26 protein-coding genes and 1 riboswitch are annotated in these 25491 nt (G+C 45.1%); of the genes, 12 read left to right on the plus strand and 14 right to left on the minus strand.

What is annotated here, in order from left to right; translation table 11 throughout:
* Window positions 1-7 precede the first annotated feature (7 nt).
* Complete coding sequence (locus ACO1PK_RS09360) at window positions 8-1648, minus strand: BamA/TamA family outer membrane protein (protein WP_423185373.1); 1641 nt, start codon at window positions 1646-1648, stop codon at window positions 8-10.
* Between the two features lie 402 nt (window positions 1649-2050).
* Between ACO1PK_RS09360 and mgtE the strand changes: the two genes are divergently transcribed.
* The 5 genes from mgtE to ACO1PK_RS09385 all read left to right on the plus strand — a co-directional run bounded on the left by mgtE (window position 2051) and on the right by ACO1PK_RS09385 (window position 7508).
* Window positions 2051-3394, plus strand: a complete 1344-nt coding sequence (gene mgtE / locus ACO1PK_RS09365) for a magnesium transporter (protein WP_423185374.1) — start codon at window positions 2051-2053, stop codon at window positions 3392-3394.
* 68 nt (window positions 3395-3462) lie between these two features.
* Window positions 3463-3577, plus strand: a riboswitch (TPP riboswitch).
* Window positions 3578-3686: 109 nt separating this feature from the next.
* Entirely contained in the window at window positions 3687-5765 is a 2079-nt protein-coding gene (locus ACO1PK_RS09370; protein WP_423185375.1) for a TonB-dependent receptor, read from the plus strand.
* An 11-nt stretch (window positions 5766-5776) separates the two neighbouring features.
* Complete coding sequence (locus tag ACO1PK_RS09375; protein ID WP_423185376.1) at window positions 5777-6025, plus strand: YkoF family thiamine/hydroxymethylpyrimidine-binding protein; 249 nt, start codon at window positions 5777-5779, stop codon at window positions 6023-6025.
* Entirely contained in the window at window positions 6022-6657 is a 636-nt protein-coding gene (pnuC, locus tag ACO1PK_RS09380; protein ID WP_423185377.1) for a nicotinamide riboside transporter PnuC, read from the plus strand. Before ACO1PK_RS09375 ends, pnuC begins: the two co-directional genes overlap by 4 nt.
* Window positions 6600-7508: a phosphotransferase gene (locus ACO1PK_RS09385; protein ID WP_423185378.1), complete on the plus strand. Its 909-nt coding sequence runs from the start codon at window positions 6600-6602 to the stop codon at window positions 7506-7508. The genes pnuC and ACO1PK_RS09385 overlap by 58 nt, the downstream gene beginning before the upstream one ends.
* Here the strand turns inward: ACO1PK_RS09385 and ACO1PK_RS09390 are convergent.
* Window positions 7494-7676, minus strand: coding sequence for a helix-turn-helix domain-containing protein (locus tag ACO1PK_RS09390; protein WP_423185379.1), 183 nt, complete (start codon window positions 7674-7676; stop codon window positions 7494-7496). The two genes, ACO1PK_RS09385 and ACO1PK_RS09390, sit on opposite strands and share 15 nt — an antisense overlap.
* Window positions 7677-7895: 219 nt before the next feature.
* Here ACO1PK_RS09390 and ACO1PK_RS09395 point away from each other — a divergent pair, with 219 nt between their 5' ends.
* The 7 genes from ACO1PK_RS09395 (at window position 7896) to ACO1PK_RS09425 (ending at window position 16064) form a co-directional block, all read left to right on the plus strand.
* The gene (locus ACO1PK_RS09395; protein WP_423185380.1) at window positions 7896-10028 is read left to right on the plus strand and encodes a S9 family peptidase; all 2133 of its coding nucleotides are present in this window, start codon (window positions 7896-7898) and stop codon (window positions 10026-10028) included.
* Between the two features lie 182 nt (window positions 10029-10210).
* Window positions 10211-13006 carry a monovalent cation/H+ antiporter subunit A gene (locus ACO1PK_RS09400; protein ID WP_423185381.1) on the plus strand — a complete coding sequence of 932 codons (2796 nt, stop codon included), beginning with the start codon at window positions 10211-10213 and terminating at the stop codon, window positions 13004-13006.
* Window positions 13006-13362, plus strand: coding sequence for a Na+/H+ antiporter subunit C (locus tag ACO1PK_RS09405; RefSeq protein ID WP_423185382.1), 357 nt, complete (start codon window positions 13006-13008; stop codon window positions 13360-13362). Before ACO1PK_RS09400 ends, ACO1PK_RS09405 begins: the two co-directional genes overlap by 1 nt.
* Complete coding sequence (locus ACO1PK_RS09410; protein WP_423185383.1) at window positions 13359-14873, plus strand: monovalent cation/H+ antiporter subunit D; 1515 nt, start codon at window positions 13359-13361, stop codon at window positions 14871-14873. The genes ACO1PK_RS09405 and ACO1PK_RS09410 overlap by 4 nt, the downstream gene beginning before the upstream one ends.
* The gene (locus ACO1PK_RS09415) at window positions 14870-15406 is read left to right on the plus strand and encodes a Na+/H+ antiporter subunit E (protein ID WP_423185384.1); all 537 of its coding nucleotides are present in this window, start codon (window positions 14870-14872) and stop codon (window positions 15404-15406) included. Before ACO1PK_RS09410 ends, ACO1PK_RS09415 begins: the two co-directional genes overlap by 4 nt.
* Window positions 15400-15669 (plus strand): K+/H+ antiporter subunit F, encoded by a 270-nt coding sequence (locus tag ACO1PK_RS09420; protein WP_423185385.1) that lies wholly within the window; start codon window positions 15400-15402, stop codon window positions 15667-15669. Before ACO1PK_RS09415 ends, ACO1PK_RS09420 begins: the two co-directional genes overlap by 7 nt.
* Window positions 15670-15677: 8 nt before the next feature.
* A complete protein-coding gene (locus ACO1PK_RS09425) occupies window positions 15678-16064 on the plus strand; it encodes a Na+/H+ antiporter subunit G (RefSeq protein WP_423185386.1) in 387 nt (128 codons plus the stop codon).
* A gap of 44 nt (window positions 16065-16108) precedes the next feature.
* Here ACO1PK_RS09425 and mnhG read toward each other — a convergent pair whose 3' ends face one another.
* The 12 genes from mnhG to ACO1PK_RS09485 all read right to left on the minus strand — a co-directional run bounded on the left by mnhG (window position 16109) and on the right by ACO1PK_RS09485 (window position 25473).
* Window positions 16109-16492: a monovalent cation/H(+) antiporter subunit G gene (mnhG, locus tag ACO1PK_RS09430; protein ID WP_423185387.1), complete on the minus strand. Its 384-nt coding sequence runs from the start codon at window positions 16490-16492 to the stop codon at window positions 16109-16111.
* Window positions 16482-16766: a monovalent cation/H+ antiporter complex subunit F gene (locus ACO1PK_RS09435; RefSeq protein ID WP_423185388.1), complete on the minus strand. Its 285-nt coding sequence runs from the start codon at window positions 16764-16766 to the stop codon at window positions 16482-16484. Before ACO1PK_RS09435 ends, mnhG begins: the two co-directional genes overlap by 11 nt.
* On the minus strand, window positions 16763-17236 hold the full coding sequence (locus tag ACO1PK_RS09440; RefSeq protein ID WP_423185389.1) for a Na+/H+ antiporter subunit E: 474 nt from the start codon (window positions 17234-17236) through the stop codon (window positions 16763-16765). Before ACO1PK_RS09440 ends, ACO1PK_RS09435 begins: the two co-directional genes overlap by 4 nt.
* Window positions 17233-18735, minus strand: coding sequence for a Na+/H+ antiporter subunit D (locus tag ACO1PK_RS09445; RefSeq protein WP_423185390.1), 1503 nt, complete (start codon window positions 18733-18735; stop codon window positions 17233-17235). Before ACO1PK_RS09445 ends, ACO1PK_RS09440 begins: the two co-directional genes overlap by 4 nt.
* Entirely contained in the window at window positions 18735-19079 is a 345-nt protein-coding gene (locus ACO1PK_RS09450; RefSeq protein ID WP_423185391.1) for a Na+/H+ antiporter subunit C, read from the minus strand. Before ACO1PK_RS09450 ends, ACO1PK_RS09445 begins: the two co-directional genes overlap by 1 nt.
* Window positions 19079-19516 carry a Na+/H+ antiporter subunit B gene (locus ACO1PK_RS09455; RefSeq protein ID WP_423185392.1) on the minus strand — a complete coding sequence of 146 codons (438 nt, stop codon included), beginning with the start codon at window positions 19514-19516 and terminating at the stop codon, window positions 19079-19081. Before ACO1PK_RS09455 ends, ACO1PK_RS09450 begins: the two co-directional genes overlap by 1 nt.
* Window positions 19513-21873: a putative monovalent cation/H+ antiporter subunit A gene (locus ACO1PK_RS09460; protein ID WP_423185393.1), complete on the minus strand. Its 2361-nt coding sequence runs from the start codon at window positions 21871-21873 to the stop codon at window positions 19513-19515. Before ACO1PK_RS09460 ends, ACO1PK_RS09455 begins: the two co-directional genes overlap by 4 nt.
* Before the next feature lie 197 nt (window positions 21874-22070).
* Window positions 22071-22349, minus strand: a complete 279-nt coding sequence (locus ACO1PK_RS09465) for an HPr family phosphocarrier protein (RefSeq protein WP_423185394.1) — start codon at window positions 22347-22349, stop codon at window positions 22071-22073.
* On the minus strand, window positions 22339-23196 hold the full coding sequence (gene rapZ / locus ACO1PK_RS09470) for an RNase adapter RapZ (RefSeq protein WP_423185395.1): 858 nt from the start codon (window positions 23194-23196) through the stop codon (window positions 22339-22341). The genes ACO1PK_RS09465 and rapZ overlap by 11 nt, the downstream gene beginning before the upstream one ends.
* Complete coding sequence (locus ACO1PK_RS09475) at window positions 23193-23666, minus strand: PTS sugar transporter subunit IIA (RefSeq protein WP_423185396.1); 474 nt, start codon at window positions 23664-23666, stop codon at window positions 23193-23195. Before ACO1PK_RS09475 ends, rapZ begins: the two co-directional genes overlap by 4 nt.
* 6 nt (window positions 23667-23672) lie before the next feature.
* On the minus strand, window positions 23673-23960 hold the full coding sequence (hpf, locus tag ACO1PK_RS09480) for a ribosome hibernation promoting factor (protein ID WP_423185397.1): 288 nt from the start codon (window positions 23958-23960) through the stop codon (window positions 23673-23675).
* Window positions 23961-23985: 25 nt separating this feature from the next.
* Window positions 23986-25473, minus strand: a complete 1488-nt coding sequence (locus tag ACO1PK_RS09485; protein ID WP_423185398.1) for an RNA polymerase factor sigma-54 — start codon at window positions 25471-25473, stop codon at window positions 23986-23988.
* Window positions 25474-25491 lie beyond the last annotated feature (18 nt).

Raw genomic sequence — 25491 nt, forward strand, 5'->3', positions numbered from 1 at the left:
TGAGCATTTAAAAACGTCTTTTGGCAGTGACGCGCCACTGCCAACTGCTAATATCAGGATTATCGGTAAAGGGTCTGGTTAAATCCAAATGCACCATAGTGCCGCGGCTAGAGTGGCTGGATAATAGCCGCAGGCCAACGCCAACACCGACTAATACTTTATCGTCTAATTCCGCCTTGGTTGCCAATTCTGGCTTCGAGGTAAAAGCATCCGCTCCGCCCCAGCTGCGGCCGACATCGGTAAAGGCAGCGAAACCGACATCAAAGATTTGCCATAAATTCCAGTCGGTATAATGCCGGTATTCGGCGGTAGCGACCATGCGGTTATCACCACGTTGGTAATACAATGGAAAGGCTCGAAGTCCACTATCGCCGCCCAAATATAAGGCGTTATCCGCAAATAGGTTTTCGCCTTGCTCTGCCGAGATACTGGCAACAAAGCTGTTACGACGGTTAAGTTGGTGGTTGAGTTGTAAGCCCAGATGCCAGAGTGTTTGCTTACTTTGCTGAAAGTCTAAGTGCTGGTAGCTGAGGTCGGCAAATAACCACGTGGTGCTAAGGAGCTGCCACGCTTTATCTAGGTTTAGTTGAAGTTGTAAGCCGTGATCATCTGCGCCTAGCCAGGGCTGCAGATACCCTAGGCGCAGCCGCAGTTGCCAGCCTGCATTGATATCTTCTACCCGATTAAATTGATTAATGTTATACAGCTTGTAGAAGTCATCCTGCAACAGTTGATATTCCAACCAAATTGTCGAGAGGTTTCGCGCTTCAGGAATAGGCAACAGCGTATCGACTTGCGCTGAAAAGCTAACATCTTCTAAGGTAGTACCAAAGAGTAGGCGTTGGATGCTGTGCTCAGTCGCCGTTAATTTGATGCCCACGGAGCTTTCAAAATAGTTACGCGTACGGTCATATTCGTTGATGTTTTCAGCTAATAGATAATCGGTAACTTGCTCTTTATTTTTTAAAAAATCCAAGTTGAAAGCCCAGCTTGAGTCTAACCGATAAAACGGGCGGTGTAGGCCAAACTCAAAGTTCTCCCCGTCTGAGTTATTCGCATAACTGGCAAAGGTATTCCAATGACTGCCAAAAATGTTTGGGCTGGCAAAACTTACTAAATAGCCGCTACGTTCACTGTCTTTGGCGTAATCTAATTGAATCTGATTGCCAGAACCTAATAAGTTATCTTCGGTAATACCCAAAGAATACTTGCTTTCGCCACCCTCCCTAGAGAAATCTATTTTCGGCAGTAACGACCAGTTATCCCAAGTAGTTACGGCTACGACAACGGTATTATCGGTAGGACAGTATTGAATAACCTCGACTTTAGCATCGCGCAGATAACGCCGGCTACGCAGTAAACGTTCTGTTTCTGCCAATTCCGACAACTGCAGTGGTGCGGCTTCGCTAAAGAGTAAGTCATCACGGATGGTTTGTTCTTTACTAATAATATGGCTGTTGTTAGCAAAACGATGTAGCCAAAATACGCCTTTGGCTTCTAAATCAAACACGTTATTCGGGTTAAACACAATGCGGCTAATTACCGGTTTTTCTGTTTTTAATAAGGCATGATCAACATCACTGTGGCATTGGGCAAACAGGCTAAAATGAGACACCGCTAAAAATAGCACACTTATACTACGCCACATGCGTCAACTCCTGTTTCATCCGGCAGTGTGATTTGTCTTAGTTTAACTATGACGCTTTTTTCCAAAAATACCACTATTCCAAGCATCTAGCCTAATTTGTTACAGAGGGGATGCTATATTTAGGCTGGCTGTTTTCTAAGCTCAGCTAGCTATACCACAGGCCAGTGATATGTGGTAGTACCATGCTTGCTCAGGTTAAGTTCAGCTTACAGAATTTATAATATGCGCTATAATTTTTATTAACTAACAATATGTTAATTATTATTCTGAGGTTCTTCAACTTTATGGACGTGCCCAGTTGCAGGCAAAGCCTGTATTTAAAATTCATCCCATTAAATTCTGCTTAATAAGGTAACGCCATTGCTGCTCTTATTAAGCTTTTGTTGCTGATAAGAGGTTGTTATGGAATTCCCTGTGCTTATCGAAACCTTGCGTATTGCGCTGGAGCACAATACCGCCCACTTATTACGTGCTCAGTTAGAAGATGTGCATCCGGCAGATTATGCTGCGGCATTAACGGAGTTTCCCACTGCACAACTTTGGACACTCTTAACGGTATTGCCGCGGGCTGAGCAGGCGGAAGTATTTGGTTATTTACCGGCTGAGGTGCAAGTTGAACTAGCGATAACCATTAGTCGGCGTAAGTTAGCACCCATTATTCGGCAGATGTCGGCAGATGAGCGAGCGGATTTATTCAATCGCTTAACCGCCGAGCAGCGCGATACCTTATTACCGGCGTTAGCCCAAGCTGAGCGTGAAGATTTGCTGCGTTTATCGGCGCATGAAGAGGGAACGGCGGGCGCCATTATGACCTCGGATTATGCCATATTACCGCCAGAGCTGACGGTGCGTGAAGCGATAGAGGTATTGCGTTTAGAGGCACCCGATAAAGAAACAATTTACTCTTCGTATGTGGTGGATCAGGCAAGGCAGCTAATTGGTGTGGTGAGCTTGCGTGAGTTGATTTTAGCACCGGCCAACATGCGGGTAGAGGCTTTAATGAATCATGATCCCATTTATGCGGCTGTGGATCTGCCGCAGGAAGAGGTGGCGGCCTTAATTGCCAAATATGATTTATTGGCCTTGCCCATTGTCAATGCTGAGCGGCAAATGGTCGGCATTGTCACCCATGATGATGCGATGGATGTCGCCGCTGCTGAAGCTACAGAAGATTTTCACAAAACGGCAACTATCGGTAAATTGGAAAGCAGTGTTAAGCAGGCCAGTATTGGTTTGCTCTACCGTAAACGGGTATTTTGGTTGGTGATTTTAGTGTTTGGTAATATCTTCTCGGGCGCAGGGATTGCTTACTTTGAAGAGACCATAGCCAGTTACCTCGCTTTACTGTTCTTTTTACCCTTACTGATTGCCAGTAGCGGTAATGCGGGGGCGCAATCGGGTACCTTGATGGTGCGAGCCTTAGCTACCGGTGATGTCAAGTTAAAGGATTGGGGGTGGCTGTTGGGCAAAGAGTGTGGCGTGGCGGCGTTGTTGGGGCTGACCATGTCTGCGGCGGTGGTTGGCTTAGGATTATGGCGCGGCGGCCCCGATATTGCGGTGGTGGTGGCTATTACTATGATGCTAGTGGTTTTGGTCGGCAGCTTAATTGGGCTTTCTTTACCCTTTTTACTTAGTCGTTTAAAACTCGATCCCGCTACGGCTAGCGGGCCTTTGATTACCTCTATTGCTGATGTCGCTGGGGTGGTTTTATATTTTTCTATCGCCACCTGGTATTTGGGGTTATAAATCTTGGCTAAGCAGAGCTCTCTGCTTGTTTGAGCATTGTTTTTTTCAGTAAAAGCGCATAGACTGCAGCGGCAACCAAGGGGTGCACTTTTTATAGGTATAAAAGGTGCTGAGATGCCAACAAGCAAACCCTTAGAACCTGATCCGGATCATACCGGCGGAGGGATGGTGCTAACTCCCCATCAGAGCACATGACAACCCTAATTCAGCTGCAATTGCTCGCTGTGGTCACTGGGTAGATTGATGTCTTTGAACAGTGTGATCCTCAAATTGTTTTTGGAGTCGATCACCTATGTCTATGCGTTTATCTATTTTATCAATTGCCGTACTGTCAGCTTTTTCTTTACACGCGTCTGAGCAGAATATTGAGCATATCGAGGTGAAGGGTGACTTTCGGCAACTCAGCGTTATGCAAGTTGCTGGCAGTGTTGCCGTGTTGACTGAACAAGATATGCAACGTCAATCTGCACAACATTTAGACGATGTATTACAACAGTTTGCCAATGTGAATTTTGCCGCTGGTGCCTCGCGTGGTCGTTTTATTCAGGTGCGCGGTATTGGTGAGCGCAGTGAATTTATTGATGTGATCAATCCGTCGGTTGGCATTCTGATTGATGGCATTGATTATGCTGGCTTGGGCTTGAGTAGCGTGGCACATCCTGAGCAGTTAGAGATCTTTCGTGGTCCTGAAGCGACGCGCTTTGGTACTAATGCTTTGGCGGGGATGGTGAACTTTACCAGTAAAAACCCTACCTTTTCGCCTGAGGGCAAAGTCAGCGCTAGTTTAGCTAACTACAACAGCTGGCAGGTGTCGGGCTATTACAGTGCACCCGTGTCAGAGCAGGTGGCTTACAGCTTAACGCTAGATCAGCAGCAGTCAGATGGCTTTATCGAAAATGCGTTTTTAAAGCGCGATGATACCAATAATATCGATGAGTTTACCGGCCGCTTTAAACTGCAGTACTTGGCGACTGAGCAGCTACAAGTAGGTTTAACCGCGCATCTTATTGATCAACAAAACGGCTATGATGCCTTTTCGTTGGATCGTAACAGAACCACCTTGTCCGATGAACCAGGCCAAGATGCCCTACGCAGCAAAGCGCTGGCCATTAATCTGGCATACCAAGGCTTCTCCTTTGCTGATTTTACCGGCCAGCTCAGTTATTTAAATGCCGATTCGGATTATGGTTTTGATGAAGATTGGAGTTTTCAGGGGATCCATCCGTTCGGTTATTCGTACCAAGATCGTTATTTACGTGAGCGTGAACAATGGACTTTGGATTACCGCTTAGTATCTAAACCAACAGCCTTGTTATTTGGCCATACCGATTGGGTGCTCGGCTTTTATACCAGCAATCGCGATTTGGACTTACAGCGCTTACGCCGTAAAGAAGATGAAAGAACGCTTTTTGCCAGTAACTTACAACGCCGCAATATGTCAGTGTATGGCGAAACCCAAACTGCACTTACTGAGCAATTAAGCTTAGTGATAGGCGGTCGGGTTGAACAGTACAAAGATGATTATGTGGATATTGCCAATAGTCAGTTAGGTTCTGATGAAACGATGTGGGGCGCTAAGGTGAGTTTAAATTACCAACTTACCCCACAAACGCTGTTGTATGGTTTAGTGTCTCGCGGCTATAAGGTCGGTGGTATCAACGGTGAGGCCTTGTCCAAAGCTGCGGATGAAAACTTTGCGGTATTAGCCACGAAAGCCAGTTTCTCCCCAGAAAGTGTGATTAATACTGAGTTTGGTGTAAAAGGCAGCAGTGCCGATGGTCGCCTAACAACTCGGGTTGCTGCGTTTTACATGTGGCGTGATGATATGCAGGTAAAAGGCTGGATAAACCCCGATTTAGGGCCAGAGTTTGCCGGCTTTATTGATAACGCGGCCAGTGGTCGTAATTATGGTGTCGAGCTTGAGAGCCGCATCCAGTTGCACAATCAACTGCAACTTTTTGTCAGTACAGGCTATTTACAATCGCGTTTAGGCACCTATTTTACCGATAGCGGTTTAGATTTGACTGGGCGCGATCAAGCGCATGCTCCGCGCGTCAATTACAGCGTTGGTGCGGATTGGCTGTTAACCGAGCAGCTTTCAGTGCAAGCAGGGATTCAGGGTAAGAGTGGTTTTTACTATTCTGATGGCCACAATGCCAAAGCGGACAGTCGCGAGCTGGTTAATTTCCGCGTAAATTACCAATTACCGGCGTGGGAATTGGCACTTTGGGTGCGTAATGCCTTTGATCAGGATGTGGGTGTTCGCGGCTTCTTCTTTGGTAACGATCCGCGCGATGATTATGCTGCCCACGTTTATGAACAATTTGGTGAACCGCGTCGTATCGGTATTACGGCTAGCTACAGTTTCTAAGGAGCAAGGCGATGCAACTTTCGGTAGAAATTAGCAAGTATCCTCTGGCGGATGATTATAAAGGGCCTATCCAGGCCTTTATTGACCAATTAGCCCAGCAACAGGGCTTACATATTATTACCAATACTATGAGTACCCAGATTTTTGGGGAGTATGATGAAGTGATGCAGGCCTTACAGCAGTGTATGCGTTGGTCGATGCAAACTTACGGTAAGCTGGTCTTTGTCTGTAAATTTATCCCGGGTGATTTGCGACCATGAATGAATTACTGAGTAGGTTGATTGCAGACTGGCAGTTGATGCAAAGTGTCGAGTTAGTTGCCACGATATTTGCGGTGGCTTATGTTATCTTGGCGCTGAAGCAAAGTATTTGGTGCTGGCCTGCAGCCTTACTCAGTACCTTATTGTTTACCCATGTACTGTGGGATTCGGCTTTATTGTCGGATGCGTTGTTGCATGTCTATTATGCTGGGATGGCAATCTATGGCTGGTGGCGCTGGCAACAACTAAAACAGCAGGCTGCAGGAAAGTCGGCAGTGTTTGAATGGCCATGGCAACGCCATTTACTGTTAATCAGTTTGACAGCGATGGCGGGCTTGCTGCTAGGTTATTGGATGGCAAACTACACGCAGGCTGATTTTGCGTGGATAGATGCGCAAACTACGGCTTTTAGTATTGTGGCGACCTGGCTGGTAGCAAAAAAACTGGTATCAAATTGGTTATACTGGGTCGTTATTGATGTTGTCTGTATTTTTGTCTATGCGCAAAAACACCTTTATTTTCTGACCGCCTTGTTTATGCTGTATACCATTATTGCTTTGGTTGGATATTTTGCATGGCGCAGTCATTATCAACTGCAACAACAAACGAGCTTGCAAACCGCGCAGGGATGATGCGATTTTGTCAGCATCTTGAGTTTTTTGCTAACCATCCACCTTTGGACGTTAAGCCTTTGGTGTCTGGGCAAAGCAATGATAATTACTATGTACGCACGGCTCGCGGTGAATATGTGTTACGGCGTTACCCAGTGCAGACTTTAGGGGTGTGTCGTCAACAAGAGCTGCGCTGCCAGCATGCGGCCGCCGCTACGGGTATTGCACCTGCGCCTTTGTGTTTGAACAATCATCAACAACTGCTGATCAGTGAATATATTGCGCAAGGCAGTCCCCTGACGTTGACCCCAGAACGGCTTAACGACTTAGCGGTAGTGCTTGCTAAGCTGCATCGCTTGAAAGTGCAAACCCCCGTATTACAACTTGGTCAGTATTTACGTCAGCTTATGCATAACAGCCAACTACCCGCACTTGAACCTGCGGCGACCTTGTTTCAAAAGTTGCAAGACAGTGCTAGGCACTTTGCGAGGTTGCCGGCAGATTTGGTGCTATGTCACATGGACTTACATCCGGGAAACTTACTGTGGGCCGACAATCGTATTTGGCTGCTGGATTTTGAATATGCGCAACTGGCAGACAGCAGTTTTGACCTTGCGGCACTGGTCTTGCATTTTCAGCTCAGTGCTGAAGCAGAGCAGGGGTTATTGACGGCTTATTTTGATCAGCGCCAATTTAGCGACAAACAAAGTGCTTTGGCCTATCAACGCAGTTTGGCATCTCGGTTGCTGTTGGCCAAAGTTATTTACAGTGGTTTTTGTTGGCTATGGTACCAAGCCGCTCCAGCATATCAGCAAGCGGCAGAGTATTGGCAGCAGAAACTGACGAGCTTATTACAATTAGAGCCCGCCTAAGCGTTCAGCCAGCGTTTTATAGCGCGTGACATCATCGCTTGAAAAAAGCGGTTTGCCTTCACTGTCTTTGTCGCTCGCAACCAGTAAATGTTCTCTGGCTAAACGTTCTACCCGAATCTCAGGCACGCCTAAAAACTCAGCAACTTGCGCTACAGTCATTAAAGTCATAATAAATCCTTAAAAAATAAATGGTACATCCAAAGTATTAATCAGTTTTTTATAAACAGAAAGAATATAGCGCTATTAATCTTTGCTGTGAAGCTAAAGCTGCTTGCTCTTAGTGAACTGATTGTTTTAATCTTACATGGCGATAACATTATTTTTTAATTTTGCGCTATTTCAGGCACTATTTTTTAGAATGCTAACTTATTTAATTGAGGTTGTTACATGTTAAAAACACCCTACCGGACCTTAGTATTGGCTTGTCTGTTATTCCCTACGCTCGCTACCTTTGCTGAGGATAAAGTTTTGCTGACCCCAAAAGCTGAAAAAATAGAATTTAAAGTGACATCGCCGCATGGCGATAGAATCGATCCTTATTATTGGTTGCGTGATGATACACGCCAAGATCCAAAAGTACTGGCTTATCTCAACGCGGAAAATGCGTATTATCAGCAGTATAGTGCGCATTATAGCGATCTGACCGAGCAACTGACGCAAGAGTTGATTGGCAGGATTAAACAAGACGATAGCTCAGTACCTTATGTTAAAGGTGATTATCGTTACTTTAGTCGTTTTGAAACGGGTAAAGAGTATCCGATTTATTTACGTCAACCAGTAGCCGGCGGTGCTGAGCAAGTGGTATTGGATGTCAACGAATTGGCTGCTGGCAAAGATTATTTTCAAGTAGCGAATTTACAGATCAGCCCAGATCAGCGTTTAGTGGCTTATATGGAAGATACCAGCGGTCGGCGGCAATACACCTTAAAGGTGCGCGATTTGCAAACAGGTAAAGATTTACCCGATCAATTAACCGGCTTGTCTGCAGCTATTGCGTGGTCTGCCGATAGTAAGCAACTGTTTTTGGTGCAAAATGATCCTGTTACCTTATTAAGTAATACCGTGTTAAAGCATCAGCTTGGTCAGGACCCTGCAAAAGCTAAAGTGGTTTATCAAGAAACCGATAACAGCTTTTATATGTGGGTGGGTAATAGCCAAGATGGCCGTTATGTGATGATTTATTTAAGCAGTACCGTATCGGATGAAATTCGCGTATTGGATGCCGCTACACCCGCCGCAGAGTTTACCGTTTTTGCGCCACGCGAGCGCGATTTTAAATACGAGGCTGAGCATATTGCGGGTCGCTGGGTAATTCGTACCGATTGGCAAGCACCAAACTACCGTTTGATGACGGTGAGTGCTGATAAAATCGGTGACAAAGCCAATTGGCAGCCGTTGTTGGCGCATGATGAATCTGTGTTTATTCAAGACTTTGCCCTGTTTAATGATTATTTAGCGATCAGTGAGCGCAGTGAGGGGTTAAGAAAAATTCGGGTAATGCCTTGGTCAGATCCGGCGAAAGCCTTTTACATTAGCTCGGATGAAGCTGCTTATGTGACTGGTTTTGAAATGAATGCCGAGCAAAATACGCCTTGGTTGCGTTATACCTACACCTCGTTAACCACACCTGCCAGTGTGTATCAGCTGAACATGCAAACAGGCGAAAAACAATTATTAAAGCAGCAAGAAGTGTTAGGCGGTTTTGATAAAGCGAATTATGTGACTGAGCGAGTATGGGTGCCGGTAGCAGAGAATGTGAAAGTGCCGGTGTCGCTGTTATACCGTAAAGGCTTTAAACGCGATGGTACTGCACCGCTTTACCAATATGCTTATGGCTCTTATGGTGCTTCCATGGATCCTTCTTTCCGCTCTTCAGTATTATCACTAGTCGATCGAGGTTTTGTGTACGCCATTGCTCATATTCGTGGTGGTCAGGAAATGGGACGTCAATGGTACGAAGATGGCAAGCTGTTAAATAAAAAGAATACCTTTACCGATTTTATTGCCGTCACTGATTATTTAGTGGCTGAGAAATATGCCTCTAAGGACAAGGTATTTGGTATGGGAGGCAGCGCCGGTGGTTTGTTAATGGGGGCTGTGGCGAATATGGCACCGGAAAAATATCTGGGTTTAGTTGCGCATGTGCCTTTTGTAGATGTCGTTACAACGATGTTAGACGAGAGTATCCCTTTAACCACCAATGAGTTTGACGAGTGGGGCAATCCGAAAGAAAAGGTGTTCTACGATTATATGTTGTCGTATTCACCTTATGATCAAGTAAAAGCACAAGATTATCCAGCCATGTTGGTGACAACCGGATTACATGATTCTCAGGTGCAATACTTTGAACCCGCAAAATGGGTAGCCAGACTACGTGAACTGAAAACCGATAATAATACCTTACTGTTTCGGACGAATATGGAAGCTGGTCATGGTGGTAAATCTGGGCGCTTTGCACGTTTAGGTGAAACGGCGCAAGAGTATGCGTTTATTTTAAATCTGTTACAGCAAGAACAATAAGTCTCTCAGGTCACTCTCTTTGTAGAGTGACCTAGCTTCCTCTTACTCCTCAGCGCTGTTATTAATAGACTTTTTAAGTCGCTACAGGTATAAATAGTTTCAAAGAACAAAAAATATTACCCGCCTTATTCTAGATACACTATGTTCAATATCAGCCTTAAATTAAAGGAAGCGATTTCCCTATGAATGTGTTGTGGATAGCACTATTACCTATGCTGGGTACTTTGATGCCGTTACTGATGGCAAAGCACTCCCGCAATGCGTGTGCGTTGATGACGGCAATTGCGCCTTTAGTGGCGTTAGTCATTTTACTCAGTTCTACCCAAAGTATATTCGCCGGAGAGCTGTGGCAGTTTCAGGCGCAGTGGATCCCGTTGCTGGGGTTAAATATCCATTTTCGCTTGGATGGTCTGGCTTATTTGTTTGCCTTATTAATCTTGGCTATTGGCTTATTAGTCATTTTATACGCGCGCTATTATCTGTCTGAGCAAGATTCGATGCCGCGTTTTTATGCTTATCTTATGCTGTTTATGACAGCCATGCTGGGGATTGTGTTATCTGGCAACATCCTCCAGATCTGGTTATTTTGGGAATTAACCAGTATCAGCTCGTTCTTGCTGATTAGCTTCTGGTGGCATAAATCTGAAGCGCGTCGCGGCGCTCGCATGGCGCTCACCATCACTGGCGCAGGTGGGCTGTGTTTATTGGCCGCTTTTATTCTGCTAGGTAATATGGTCGGTAGCTATGAGTTATCAGTGGTACTGCAAAGCGCAGAGCTGATTCAACAGCATGCGCTTTATCCCGTTATGCTACTGTTGTTCTTACTCGGCTGTTTTACTAAATCCGCACAATTTCCTTTCCATTTTTGGTTACCCAATGCCATGGCTGCGCCAACGCCGGTAAGTGCTTACTTACATTCTGCAACCATGGTAAAGGCTGGGATCTTTTTATTAGCGCGGTTTTATCCAGCACTGTCTGGTACCGAAATGTGGTTTTTGCTAGTCAGTTTAACGGGTTTAGCCACGCTATTGGTGGGCGCCTATTTGGCTTTGTTTAAACATGATTTAAAAGGCTTACTTGCCTATTCCACCATTAGCCACCTTGGTTTAATTACCTTGTTATTCGGCTTGAATTCGCCCTTGGCTGCAGTGGCTGGGGTATTTCATATTATCAATCATGCCACCTTTAAAGCGTCGCTCTTTATGGCCGCCGGTATAATTGACCATGAATCTGGCTGTCGTGATATGCGTCGTTTAAATGGGTTATGGCAATTTATGCCTATTACTGCCACCTTGATGATGGTCGCTGCAGCGGCTATGGCGGGTGTGCCTTTGTTAAATGGCTTCTTATCTAAAGAAATGTTTTTTGCCGAAACATTGCAGCAGCATTTACTGGGCGCACTTTCTTGGATCATTCCGTTGTTAGCAACCATTGCCGCCATATTTTCTGTGGCCTATTCGCTCAGGCTGATTCATGACGTGTTCTTTAATGGTCAGCCTAAAGGCTTAACCAAAACCCCGCACGAGCCGCCGCGTTTTATGCGGGTGCCAGTAGAAATTTTAGTGGCACTGTGTCTGGTGGTAGGTATTGCGCCAGCGATGGTAGTGGGCGGCTTGCTTAATGCTGCTGCTGTTGCTGTGCTTGCTGGACCGACACCGGAATACAGTTTGTCAATTTGGCATGGTTTTAACTTACCACTATTGATGAGTGCGGTAGCTCTGAGTGGCGGCGTCTTTATGTATGTGAAGCGTAAGCAGCTATTTGATTTTCAGAATGCGCTACCGGGTATTGATACCTTAAATCTGTTTGAACGGGCAGTGAAGCAGCTTTGTCAGCAGGCGGCAAGCATCTATGATTGGATCGATAATGGTTCCTTACAGCGCTATATGGCGCTGTTACTGACGGCCTTTGTGATATTGGCGGGATTGCCGTTGATTGACATGGATACCCTTTATGGTGGCAGAGCGGAATTACCCGTGGATGTGGTTAACGCAACAGGGGCTGCGATGTTGCTCATTAGTGCTTTTGCGACGGTGATTTGGCATCGCAAGCGAGTCGTTGCGTTATTAATGATTTCGGTAGTAGGGTTGATGGTATCGATTGCTTTTACCCGTTTTTCCGCGCCCGATTTAGCCTTAACCCAGCTTAGCGTTGAAGTGGTGACAGTGATTTTGCTGATGTTAGCCTTGTTCTTTTTACCGCATAAAACGCCGAAACAATCTGAACCCTCTAAAGTAGTGCGTGATTTGGGTTTAGCGTCCTTAGTCGGCATCATTGTTGGCAGTTTAAGTTATGCGTTAATGACTCGCCCCTTTACTACGATTTCAGATTTTTTTATCGCCAATGCCAAAACCGGTGGCGGTGGCACCAATGTGGTCAATGTCATTTTAGTCGATTTTAGGGGCTTTGATACTTTAGGGGAAATTGCGGTATTGGGTATTGCTGCGCTAGGGATCTTCAAATTATTGACCCGCATTCCTGTGTTTAAACCTAGCAGTGATGGCGAAGGGCGGCCTTGGGCGCGTGAGCGTCATCCTTTGCTACTTGCGACTGTGGCGCAGAGTATTTTGCCCTTAGCCTTGATGGTCTCTGTATTTATCTTCTTCCGCGGCCACAACTTACCTGGCGGCGGTTTTATTGCCGGCTTAATTACTGCAGTAGCGATTATTCTGCTGTATATTTCGCAGGGTGTAGATTGGGTTAAAGCCAGACTAAACATTGAGTATCAACGGGTGGTCGCTATCGGTTTGATGATTGCCTTAGTGACTGGGCTTGCCAGCTGGATCTTTGAACGTCCCTTCTTAACCTCTTGGTTCGATTACTTTACGTTGCCGGTGTTCGGAGAAATTGAATTGGCCAGTGCAATCGCATTCGATTTAGGGGTATATGTAACAGTAGTGGGAGCAACCTTGTTGATTTTATCCAGTTTAGGAAAAATGACCACGTCCTATCGGCCAACGCATAAGGAGCATAGTTAATGGAGACCTTATTTGCAGTATGTATTGGCTTTTTAACCAGCTGCGGTGTTTTTTTGATGCTGCGTGGCCGAACTTTTCCGGTGGTGATGGGCTTAACCATGCTGTCTTATGCCGTTAATCTTTTTATCTTCTCCTCTGGCCGTTTAAATTTGAAAGGGGCTGTCGTGCTTGGAACTTCAGAGAGTTACGCCGATCCTTTGCCGCAGGCGTTAGTCTTAACCGCTATTGTAATCGGTTTTGCTATGACCGCTTTCTTGGTCATTTTAGCCATTCGCGCTCGAGCCGATTTGGGCAATGACCATGTTGATGGCAGTATGCCAGAGCTTCGCCATGGTAAGAAGGAGCGTCAGAAATGAATCATCTGATTGTAGTACCGATTCTGCTGCCTTTTTTAACAGCTTTGCTCATTATGTTGCCACCCTTGCATCATTCGCCTTGGCGGCGACGGGTGGTGAGCATGTTGTCAACCTGTATGCTTTTAGTCGTTTGCGTAATGCTGCTGTTACAAGTGGTACGTGATGGTGTGACCTTTTATGCGTTAGGCAATTGGCAGCCGCCTTTTGGTATCATTATGGTGGCTGACTTGGTCAGCGTCATTATGTTATGTCTGACAGCATTTTTAGCCTTGGGCGCAATCTGTTATGGCAGCGCAGGCGAGGATGAAAAAGGCTCCTTTTTTCATCCGTTATTCCAATTTCAGTTAATGGGGATAAATGGTGCCTTTTTAACAGGTGATTTATTTAACTTGTTCGTGTTTTTTGAAGTACTGCTGATTGCCTCTTATGCCTTACTTATCCACGCTGGGGGTAAAAATAAAACCAAAGCGGCCGTGCACTATGTCATTCTAAATTTGGCGGGTTCGGCGATTTTCCTGTTAGCACTTGCCGTTTTATACGGCGCGCTCGGCACACTGAATATTGCTGATATGGCCGTTAAAGTCGCTACATTACCTGCAGAAAACCAGATGCTAGTGAAAGCTGGCGCTTTAATGTTATTGATTGTTTTTGCATTAAAGGCCGCGATCTTGCCGTTACAATTTTGGTTGCCTGCCACCTACGCCTCGGCTTCTGCTCCGGTGGCTGCCTTGTTTGCGGTAATGACTAAGATTGGGGTGTATGCCTTATTACGCGTATTCACAACCATCTTTGGTGAGCATGCTGGACCATTGTCAGGGTTGGCGACTGACTGGTTATGGGTATTCGGGCTTGCCACTATGCTGCTGGGGGCCTTAGGCGTTTTAGCCAGTAAAGATTTCCGCAAGTTAGTGGCTAATTTGGTGCTGGTTTCGGTAGGTAGTTTAGTTGCTATGGTAGCGTTTCAGAATACGGCCGCTAATGCCTCAATCTTGTTTTATACCGTACACTCCACGTTGATCTGTGGCGCCTTATTTTTGTTAGCGGATATGATCGCTGTGCAGCGTGGTAAGGCTGCAGATCGCTTAGTGTCAGCTCGACGGGTCAGCCAACCGGTTTTATTGGGGACTTTGTTTGTGATCGCCGCCATTTCGGTTGCCGGTTTACCGCCTTTTTCAGGCTTTATTGGCAAGTTAATGTTATTACAAGCCGCAGCGGGCACGGATAAACAGTTCTGGTTATGGGGCTTATTATTACTAAGCAGCCTAATGGTGTTAGTTGGCTTATCGAGAGCCGGTAGTACCTTATTTTGGCGCGTCAGCGGCATGCAAAAAGCGGATGAACGGGCGTTACCGTTACAAGTTTTCGCTGTTTCTTGGCTGCTCAGTGCCAGCATTTTAATGATGGTTTTTGCCGGCCCACTTACGCAGCTAAGTTTTAGCGGGGCCAGCCAACTGGGTGATGTCATCAATACAATTAGAACCATTTTGCCGGCTACCGGAGTATTACCATGAAGATGAATCCGCGTTTTCAGTGGCTGCCTACACCCTATCGCAGTTTGCTTTTATTTTGTGTGTGGCTATTACTGAACCAAAGCGCAGCGCCAATTCACCTGTTTTTTGGTACTGTGTTGGCCATTGTTATTCCTTGGTTGTGTTATCGCTTACGCGATCCTCAGCCTTTAATTCAGCGACCATTTCTAACCTTACGTTACATGTTAAGAGTGTTAGCTGATATTGTGACGGCAAATGCCGAAGTAGCTTTACTTATATTAGGGCCCGTAAAACGTCTTCGTCCTGCATTTGTTAGAGTGCCGTTGGACCTGCAGCATAATTTACCCTTGACCATTTTGGCGGGAACGGTATCTATGACACCTGGTACAGTAAGCGCCGATATTTATCCATCGGTAGAGCATTTAGCCCCCGACGAGCCGCTGCCACAGCGCTGGCTGTTGATCCATGTCTTAGATTTGGAGGATGAGGCTGCGTTGATTGCTACCATAAAAAGCCGCTACGAAGCCCCGCTCAAGGAGATTTTCCAATGTTAAGTTATGTCATCTTTGCGGTGTTTGGCATGATAAGTTTAGCGTTATTGCTGAATTTATGGCGTTTAATGCGTGGACCCAGCTTACCTGATCGCATTCTGGCGCTTGATACCATGTACATAAATAGTATTGCCCTGATTATTTTGTATGGTTTGCTGATGGGCTCTCCTCTCTATTTCGAGGCTGCGTTATTAATTGCCATGATAGGCTTTATTAGTACGGTAGCTGTATGCAAGTTTTTGTTGCGTGGCGACATTATTGAATAGGTACTGATATGCAAAACTGGATGGAATGGGCAGTAGCATTTTTCTTATTATTAGGGGGCTGTTTTGTCCTTATTGGCTCGATTGGTTTGGTTAGAATGCCAGACTTTTTTATGCGTTTACATGGTCCGACTAAAGCCACTACCTTAGGTATGGGTGGCATTCTGCTTGGCTCAATTTTTTATTTTAGTATGTCACCTGAAACACTCAGTGTGCACGAAATGCTGATTACGATCTTTTTATTGATTACGGCACCGGTAAGTGCACATATGCTGATAAAAGCGGCTTTGCATCATCGTTTAAAAGCCGTTGATCAAACTCAGGGAGAGCAGGAATTAAAGCGCGGTCAAGCCTTCGCTAGCAAAGAGGGAAATCGTTCTGACAGCACGGATGATTAGTATTGACGTTTGCTAGACTAAGCAAACGTCAATTAACTCACTCACTAACTTATTTTGTCTTCTAGCTGTTCATCGCTGCTTTTAAGGGTATGGCTTTGTTCGTCATAGCGGCCTTTTAATTCATCCTTAATGGTTTTGTCCCATAACGGAACGCCAATGAAATAGCCCGCTCTGCCAATAGTGTGTGCCGCAATAGGCGAGGTTAAGGTAGTAAATGCCATTACCGCTAAAGCTTTTAAGGTGACACTGCTATCACCAAAGAAAAACATCACTGCGCACATTATTAAACCCGCGCCTAAAACCCCTGATTTTGTGGTTGCATGCATGCGAGTCAGTAAATCAGGCATCCGAAATACCCCTAATGCAGCCACAAGCATAAACAAGCAGCCTGCTAGTAAAAATATGGCTGCTAAAATCTCAGTTATCATGACGATTGCCCCCTCTTTCTAAATAACGGGCAAACCCAATAGCCGCAAGAAAGGCCGTGAGCGCCAGTACCATGGTAACGTCGATATAGGCATCTTTGCCGCTGCGAATGGCATATAAGCCGATAACGCCCACTGTGATCGAGGCTATTAGCTCTAATGCTACGACTCGATCCGGTAAGCTAGGCCCTTTAATCAGCCTGACCATAGACAGCAAGAGGGCTGCGCTCAAAATACCGAAGCCGCCTAATACGGCGTAATCTAAAATGTTACTCATCTCATCACCCGTAAAATTTTGGATTCCATCCGTTTTAATTCGGTTAAGACTTGTTGTTCATCATATAAATACATCACGTGAACATAAAGTACCTTACGATCACTGGATACATCTAAGCTGAGTGAGCCTGGTGTTAAAGAAATAGCGTTAGCGACCATGGTAATTTCCATGTCGGTTTCTGCCCGTAGCGGCATAGATATAACGCCTGGTTTCATTAAGTTGGTTGGTGTTAAGACATCCCAAGCGACTTTTAAGTTAGCCATAATCAATTCTTTAGTAAAAAACACCATAAAATTGAATAGCCGCGGTACTTGCAGGCGGTACTTACGCACCTCAGGTTGATTTCTGAAAACAAAAACGATAACTAGGTAAGAGATAATATAGCCTACCAACAGACCTACACCATTCATGCTATCGGTCAGCGCTGCCCATATTAGCGCCATCACCAAATTGGCTAATAATGGATTCATGGTTGTCCTCCACCGAGAACCGCTTCAATGTAAAGTTGCGGATTAAGTAGTTGATTGGCTGCCATTTCAGCAAGCACATAGATAGGTTGTGCGAATAGACCTATGGCAATGGTCATGCTCGCTAAAATCCCTGTGGTCCAATAAAGGGCTTTATTACGAGCAGGGGCTGGCACCTCAATGGCTGGCTCGGGTGCTTTTTTCCAAAAAGCTTCATTCCAAATTTTAATCATAGAGAATAACGTAAACAGACCAACAAACAGCGCTACGGCCACGGCCCACCAGGCTTCCACCTCTACACCGGCTTTAATTAAAATAAATTTGGCGAAAAAACCTGATAGAGGAGGTACACCCGCGAGTGAAAACGCCGGTATTAAAAAGAGTACCGCTAAACCGGGATGTTTTTTATACAGCCCGCCTAGCTGTTTTAATTCAAAGCTACCGCCTAGTCGATACATCATGCCGGCAACAAAGAATAAGTTAGCTTTCACGATAATATGATGCATGATGTAAAACACTCCGCCCACTAGAGCAAGCGGTGTAAACAAGGCAAGCGCTAACATCATATAGCCGATTTGACTGACGATATGAAAGCTTAAAATACGTCTGACTTCATACTGAGAGGCGGCGCCAAGTACACCGGTTAACATGGTAAAGACTGCCATCCACAGTAAGATCTGATGGGTAAAGTCTACTTCTGTTGTGAACATTAAGCTAAACACGCGATATAAGGCGTAAACACCTACCTTGGTGAGGAGGCCAGCAAAAATCGCAGACACGGCAACCTGTGGCGTATGGTAAGACGCCGGTAGCCAGAAGAAGAGTGGGAACGCGGCTGCTTTAATAGAGAACGCAATTAAGAACAGCATGGCAACGAGCGTTACCATTTTCGGATCTTCTACTTGCCCCAGTCTTACTGCAATATCGGCCATATTGAGTGAGCCCACCATGCCATACAATAAGCCAATAGCGGTCAGAAACAATGCTGATGAGAGTAAGTTAAGGGTAACATATTTGATTGCCCCTTCCATTTGCGCTCTTTCGCCACCTTGAATAAGCAGCGCAAAAGAGGCGACCAATAACACTTCAAACCAAACGTACAGGTTAAAGATATCGCCAGTTAAAAAGGCACCATTCACACCCGCTAATAACAGATGCAGTAAAGGGTAGTAACCAAAACGTTCAAAGCGTTTGCGAACCGTTTTTAAGCTATAAATAGCCGTAGCAAACCCGGTTATTGCTGCCAGTACCACCATAATGGCACCAAGCAAATCTGACACTAATACAATACCAAAGGGGGCAGGCCAAGAGCCTACTTCCAGTACGTGAATACCATTGTTCCACGTATACCAAAGCAGTAAAACTGCTGCAACCAATACGGCAGCTGAACCTAAAACGCCCAGTATTCGCTGTGCGCCATGGTTATTTAAAAATACCAGCGATATCGCGCCAATAATTAAAGGAATTATTACAGGTAACGCAATGAGCACGGACATGTCCATCAATCAGTACCTTTCATTTCGTTCATATCATCGGTTTTGATGACTTCATAAGCGCGGTGTAATAACACCACGGCAAAGGCCAAAACCCCAAAGGCGATCACAATAGCTGTTAATATCAATGCCTGGGCAAGCGGATCTGCAGTGACACCTGTTATGGTCGTTGCGCCTTCTGCGATGAGCGGCGGCACGCCTCTTTCTAATCCTGCTACTGTAAAGATTAATAAGTTTGCTGCGTTAGACAATAAGATAAGCCCAATTAATAACTTTACCATTGAGCGTCTAAGCATCATGTAGATGGCTGCAGCGTATAGGCAGCCGATAAGAATGGCCATTAACGTGGTCATCAGTGTTCAGCCTCTACTAAAGTGAAAATAGCGGTCAGTACTGTGCCAATGACACAGAGGAAGACGCCGATATCAAAAAACAATGGGGTACTGAGTTTTAAATAGCCAAATATGGGTAAATCTAAACTCCACCATTGCGCAGTAAAAAAGTTCTCTCCAACAAACAGTGAAGGTAAAGAGGACAGTGCTGCAATAGCTAAGCCAATACCGACAATTTGCAAAGGGTGAACACGCAATAGACTTTTTGCTGATGGGTAATCATCGGCAAACAGTTTTAATGCTATGGCAGCAGCTGCTACCAAGCCGCCTATAAAGCCACCACCAGGTTCGTTATGGCCGCGTAACAGTAAGAATAACGAAAACAAAATGAGCAATGGCAAAATGATTGTTGTACCAGTACTGAGAATTAACGAACGCATATTAAACTGACGGCTCATTTTTTATCTCCTTGCGCACTACTTACTCTTTTTAGTTCATTGGCGATGCGCTTATCGGCATTTGTAATGGGTTTTGCGCCAGTCCTTAAATGCACCATCGCATAAATACCTATCGCTACCAGCGCTAATACAAAGATTTCACCCAGCGTATCTAATGCGCGGAAGTCGACGAGAATAACATTAACAATATTTCTGCCAAAACCTTCAGGTACGCTATTGGCAATAAAGTAATGCGATATTCCTTCCATTGAGCGTGTGTTGGTGATGAGTAATATCAATAGCGTGATCATCACTCCACTGCTGATAGCAATAAATGCATCGCGTGCTCGGTTGAGATTGGAGGACAGTTGTCTGAATTCAGGTAGACGATACAGCACTAGCACGAGTAGCAGCACGGTGATGGTTTCAACCAGCACTTGGGTGATACCAACATCGACAGCACTAAAAAACACATAAATCAATGCTACAGCGAAGCCTAGTGCACCTAACAAGGCGACTGAAGCGAGTAGTGATTTAACGATAACGGCACAGAAAATAGTAACGAGTAAGATGAGGAATACCGCTGCTTCTTGAATTTTGACATCATGTAGATCAAGGCTGATATTAAAATTGTCTAACCTGAACATGGCCCAGCCAACGAGAAATAACATCGTAGCAATAGTCGTCAGCAGGTAATTACGAAGATAGCCGTTTTGCAGTACCTTGGTTTGCCATGCTGCAAATAGGACTAACCCCGCCATCATCTTGGTATATAACGCCTCAGGGCCAACAGGCATTAACTTTTCTAAACCTGAGGTCAGTTTACGCCACCTCGTCCACTGGCTGTATAAGACTAAACCGGCAGTTAGGCTTATCACGCTGAGTAAGAGCGGTAAATTAAAGCCATGCCAAAGTGCGAGGTAAGTGGTGACTGGGCTGCCATGTACAGCCGTTGCTGCAGCTTGCAGTAACCCTTTATCAGCAATAAATGGGAAGATACCTAACACTAAGCTTAAGGTCGCAAGCACTGTAGGCCCGACTAGCATGGCTAAACCTGGGTCGTGGGCATGTTTCGGTGTAGCAATAACTTCGCCAAACCAAGGTTTAATCGCTAATAGCGCCGCGACCAGTACCACGAAGATATTCGCAACCACAGTGGCGATAATTAAGGGAACTTGCCAATGCGCGCCGCTGAGAACAGCTTCTAACAATAGTTCCTTGGCAACAAAGCCAAATAAGGGGATAACCCCAGCTAGTGATAAGGCTGCAACTATCGCCACCGCACAGGTTTTTGGCATTTTATGCCTTAGTCCGGACGCTTTCTCGAAATCTTTGACACCTGCTTCATGATCAAGGATACCGGCAATCATAAACAAGGCTCCTTTGTAGAGCGCATGCGCCAGTAAAAAGGTGACTGCAGCCAACGCGGCTTTTTCGGTACCTAATCCCAACAGCATGGTTAGGGTGCCTAACGCCATCACGGTAGAGTATGCCAAAACCTTCTTAACACCTGTTGCTCTACTGGCAAGAATAATACCGGTGACCATGGTGACCGCACCTACCGCGCTTAAGGTCAGCATCCAAAGTGCACTATCACTCAGTGATGGGTGCAGCCGAGCTAACAAATAAATACCGGCTTTTACCATCGTAGCTGAGTGTAAGTAAGCGCTAACCGGGGTGGGTGCTGCCATGGCATTGGGTAGCCAAAAGTGAAAAGGGGTTTGTGCTGACTTGGTAAAGGCACCCAGTAATATCAGGATTAACATTGGAGCGTAAAGTGCATGCTCGGTTAAGTCTTGTTGCAAAATCACGGATAACTCGTAAGTCCCGCCAGCAAAACCGAGCATAATAAAGCCCGTCATCAGTGCCAAACCACCAATAACCGTTACCATAAGTCCTTGATGTGCTTTTTGTCTGGATTCAGCATCTTCATGATTAAAGCCAATCAACATAAAGGAGCTAACGGTGGTTAACTCCCAAAACACAAATAAGGCGATCAGATTATCTGCAAGTACGAGCCCCAGCATGGCGCCCATAAAGGTGAGTAAAAATAAGAAAAAACGCCCTAACGCAGGGTGGCCTTGCAGATAACTATTGGCATACAGCAATATAAAGGTACCAATACCGGTAATCAGCAGAGCGAATAATAAAGATAAGCCATCCAGCAAAAAGCTCAGCTGTATATTCATACCTGGGAACCAGGCCCAGCTTTGACGCAGCACTTCACCTTGACTAATTAAAGACAGTTGCGAGAAAAAGAAGATAAACAAAATAGCGGGAACCAGAGCTAACAGGTTGCCACTATGCCGGCCGGTATAGCGATGTAGTAATGGCGCGAAACACGCTAAAACAAACAGACTTAATACCACATATAACATGCGCTACTCCTATTAAAATAGCCTGAAATTGCGGAATGTCACTGCACTTGACGTTTGTTGGGTATAACAGCAGCTTTTCAATTCGGGTTAGTTCAAGCTACTAATTTTGAACTAAAAAAACTTATATACGAAATAACAGTAGCAGATATACGGTGGGAAATAAACGAAAACAGATCGGATAAGCGGTTAAAATAAGATTAAATTTCGTCAAAGCCTGCTGCAATCAGTGCAGTAACGGCGGTAAGTGCTGCTTGGCCATCCGCGCCTTCAGTGCGAATGGTTAAGGTTTTTCCCTTACTACTGGCCAACATTAATAGCGCCAAAACACTGCCCGCATCTGCTGTTTTGCCATCATCTTGAACCAATTCTACTTTACTGGTAAAGCCTTGGCAGAGCTGAGCTAGCTTAGTCGCCGCTCGAGCATGCAACCCCAATTGATTAACGATTGTGACTTGTGCGCTATAGCTATCGGCCATGATGTCTCACCAATTCACGATGGCGGATTTGCACATCTTCTCTTTGGCTGCGATAGCTTTCGGCCAGACTTTCTGCAATATAAACGGAGCGGTGTTGTCCACCGGTGCAGCCAATGGCGATGGTAAGATAGCTACGGTTGTTACGCTCTAAATGCGGCAGCCAACTACTGACAAAACTATTAATTTGCCAGATATACTTAGCAACAATAGCTTGCGAGGCTAAGTAGTCTTTGACCGGTTGATCTAACCCCGTTAAGGGTTTTAAATCGGGCTCCCAGTGCGGATTAGGTAAAAAACGCGCATCAAAAACGTAATCCGCATCTTTTGGAATACCATACTTAAAGCCAAAAGATTCGAACAGCATGACCAACCGACCTGTTTTCTGGCCCAGGATTCGCTCCCGTAATTGTTCAGCCAGTTGGTGCACATTCATCTCGGTTGTATCAATATACAGATCTGCTTGACTCGCGATAGGATCGAGTAAATGTTGTTCACGAGAGATGGCTTCATCTAGTGACATGGCTTGATGGGATAGCGGATGTAAGCGTCTGGTTTCACTAAAACGTTTAATTAAGGTGGCGTGATCAGCATCCAAATACAGGATCGTTAGCTCTAGCTTGCGGGGCAAGTAGGATAGTATTTCGGATAGCTCATCGGGCTCTGTTGGTAAGTTTCTTACATCAATACTAACAGCAACGCGTTCGTATTGTTCCATAACGGCGTTAGCTAAGGTGGGTAAAAGATTTACGGGAATATTATCAACACAATAATAACCTAAATCTTCCATGACTCTAAGAGCCACTGATTTGCCAGAGCCAGAACGACCACTGACGACCAGTAATTTCATGCTTCACCTGCTTGCTGGCTATATTGAATCAACAATTCATACAATTGAGCGTCAGATTCGGCATGCCGAATTTTCTTGGTTAATTCTTTTTTGCTGAGCAATTTAGCAATACCCGCTAAGGTTGCCAAATGCGTTTGACATTGCTCTTTCGGAATAAAAATGCCACAGAAAATATCGACAGGCTGATTGTCTATCGCATCGAATGGGATAGTCTCTTTACTGACGACAAAGATTAACAGCGGTTGTTGTACACAATCTAACTTGCCATGCGGGATGGCAATACCACCTCCAATACCAGTAGAGCCGAGTTTTTCTCGGGTAGTTAAGGCTTCTAAGAGACTGTATTCAGAGATTTCAGGAAGTTGTTGATGAGCTAACTCAGCAATATATTCCAAAATACGTTTTTTACTGTTAAAAAGAACTGCACTCTTGGTGCAGTTCTCCGCTAACAAAGTACTTAAATTCATCATGATAAGTTAGTGTCGTGACAGCTTTTCTTTGTGTTTAATTACCTGCCGATCGAGTTTATCAATTAATTGATCGATCGCAGCATACATATTCTCATCTTCAGAAATTGCAAAAACTTCACCACCATTCAGGTTAACTTTGGCTTCAGCAATCTGTTTCAATTTTTCCACGTTTAGGATGACATGTACATTATTAATATTTTCAAAATGGCGTTCTAGCTTGGAAAATTTGCTGTCGACATAATCTCTTAAGGCCTCGGTAATTTCGACATGACGACCGGTTAAGTTGATTTGCATAGACTCTTCCTTCTTGTTAAGACACTTACAGCAAGGTCTTTCGTTGATTTGAAGGCGGAATAAACAAGGCTTCACGGTACTTGGCGATGGTTCGCCTTGCTACATTAATACCTTGCTCCGATAAAATTTCCGCCATTTTACTGTCGCTTAGCGGTTTTGCCGGATTTTCTGCCGCCACCAATTTTTTTATAAAGGCTCTAATGGCAGTTGAAGAACATTCACCACCACTCTCTGTACTTACATGACTGGAAAAGAAGAACTTAAGTTCAAAAATCCCACGCGGTGTATGCATATATTTTTGGGTAGTCACCCGAGAAATGGTTGATTCATGCATTCCGACCATTTCCGCGACATCATTTAGTACCATCGGCTTCATGGCTTCTTCACCATGTTCAAAGAAAGCTTGCTGCTGCTGTACGATGCAATTTGCGACTTTTAACAAGGTTTCATTGCGGCTTTCTAGACTTTTTAGAAACCATTTTGCTTCTTGCAAGTGAGAACGAATAAACTGCGTATCTGTAGCGTTTTTTGCCGTTCTGGACATTGCAGCATATTGCTGATTTATACGTACTTTTGGCATAGCCTCCGGATTTAGCTCGACTTGCCAGCGCCCTTTGACTTTTGTCACCGTTACATCAGGAATGACATACTGCTGTTCTTGTTTAATCACATCCGCCCCAGGCCGAGGATTAAGGCTATGGATCAGCCGCATGACTTCTCTTAATTCGTCTTCTTTGAGTTTAGTCACACGTAGCAAAGAACGAAAGTCCCGATTCGCTAAAAATTCGGTATAGTTGCTGATTATTTGCGTTGCATCAGTTAAATAAGGTGTTTCGGGTGAAAACTGACGAAGTTGCACCAATAAACATTCCTGTACCGAGCGCGCGCCTACACCGACAGGATCGAAAAGTTGAATACGTTTTATAACGGCCTCTACTTCATCGGCTTCGATATCTGGCATGGCCAGTGATTCAAGAATGTCCTCACAGCTAATAGTAAGCAAGCCAGCTTCATCGATCGCTTCTATTATAGTTTCGGCAATAGCGCGATCCGTGTCTGAGAAAGGGGTGAGTTGCATTTGCCAGCGCAGATAATCTTGCAGTGTTTCGGTGGTTTCTCCCTGATAAATAAAGTCTTCATCTGGCAAGCTGCCACTACTCACTGGCGCAGCACTAATCAAGTCGTCCCAATTATTGTCTAATGGCAGATCTTCTTGGATATTTTGTTCTGACATTTGTTCACTGGTGTCGCGTTCGGCCGGTTCACTGTAATCATCACTGGCATCAAGCTGCGTTTCAGGTTGTTCGCGAGTCAGATTGGCTAAGCTTTGATCCTGTTCTGCCGGTGACGTTTCGAAGTCATCATCACTTTCTAACAGCGGGTTTGCATCCAGTGCTTCCTGAATTTCTTGTTGTAGCTCAATCGTCGATAGCTGCAATAAGCGAATAGCTTGCTGCAGCTGCGGCGTCATAGTTAGCTGTTGTCCTAGGCGAAGTTGTAAAGACGGCTTCATGTAAGTGTTATTCTCTCC

It is taken from the genome of Alishewanella sp. d11, assembly GCF_049390205.1.
Taxonomy (GTDB): Bacteria; Pseudomonadota; Gammaproteobacteria; order Enterobacterales; family Alteromonadaceae; genus Alishewanella.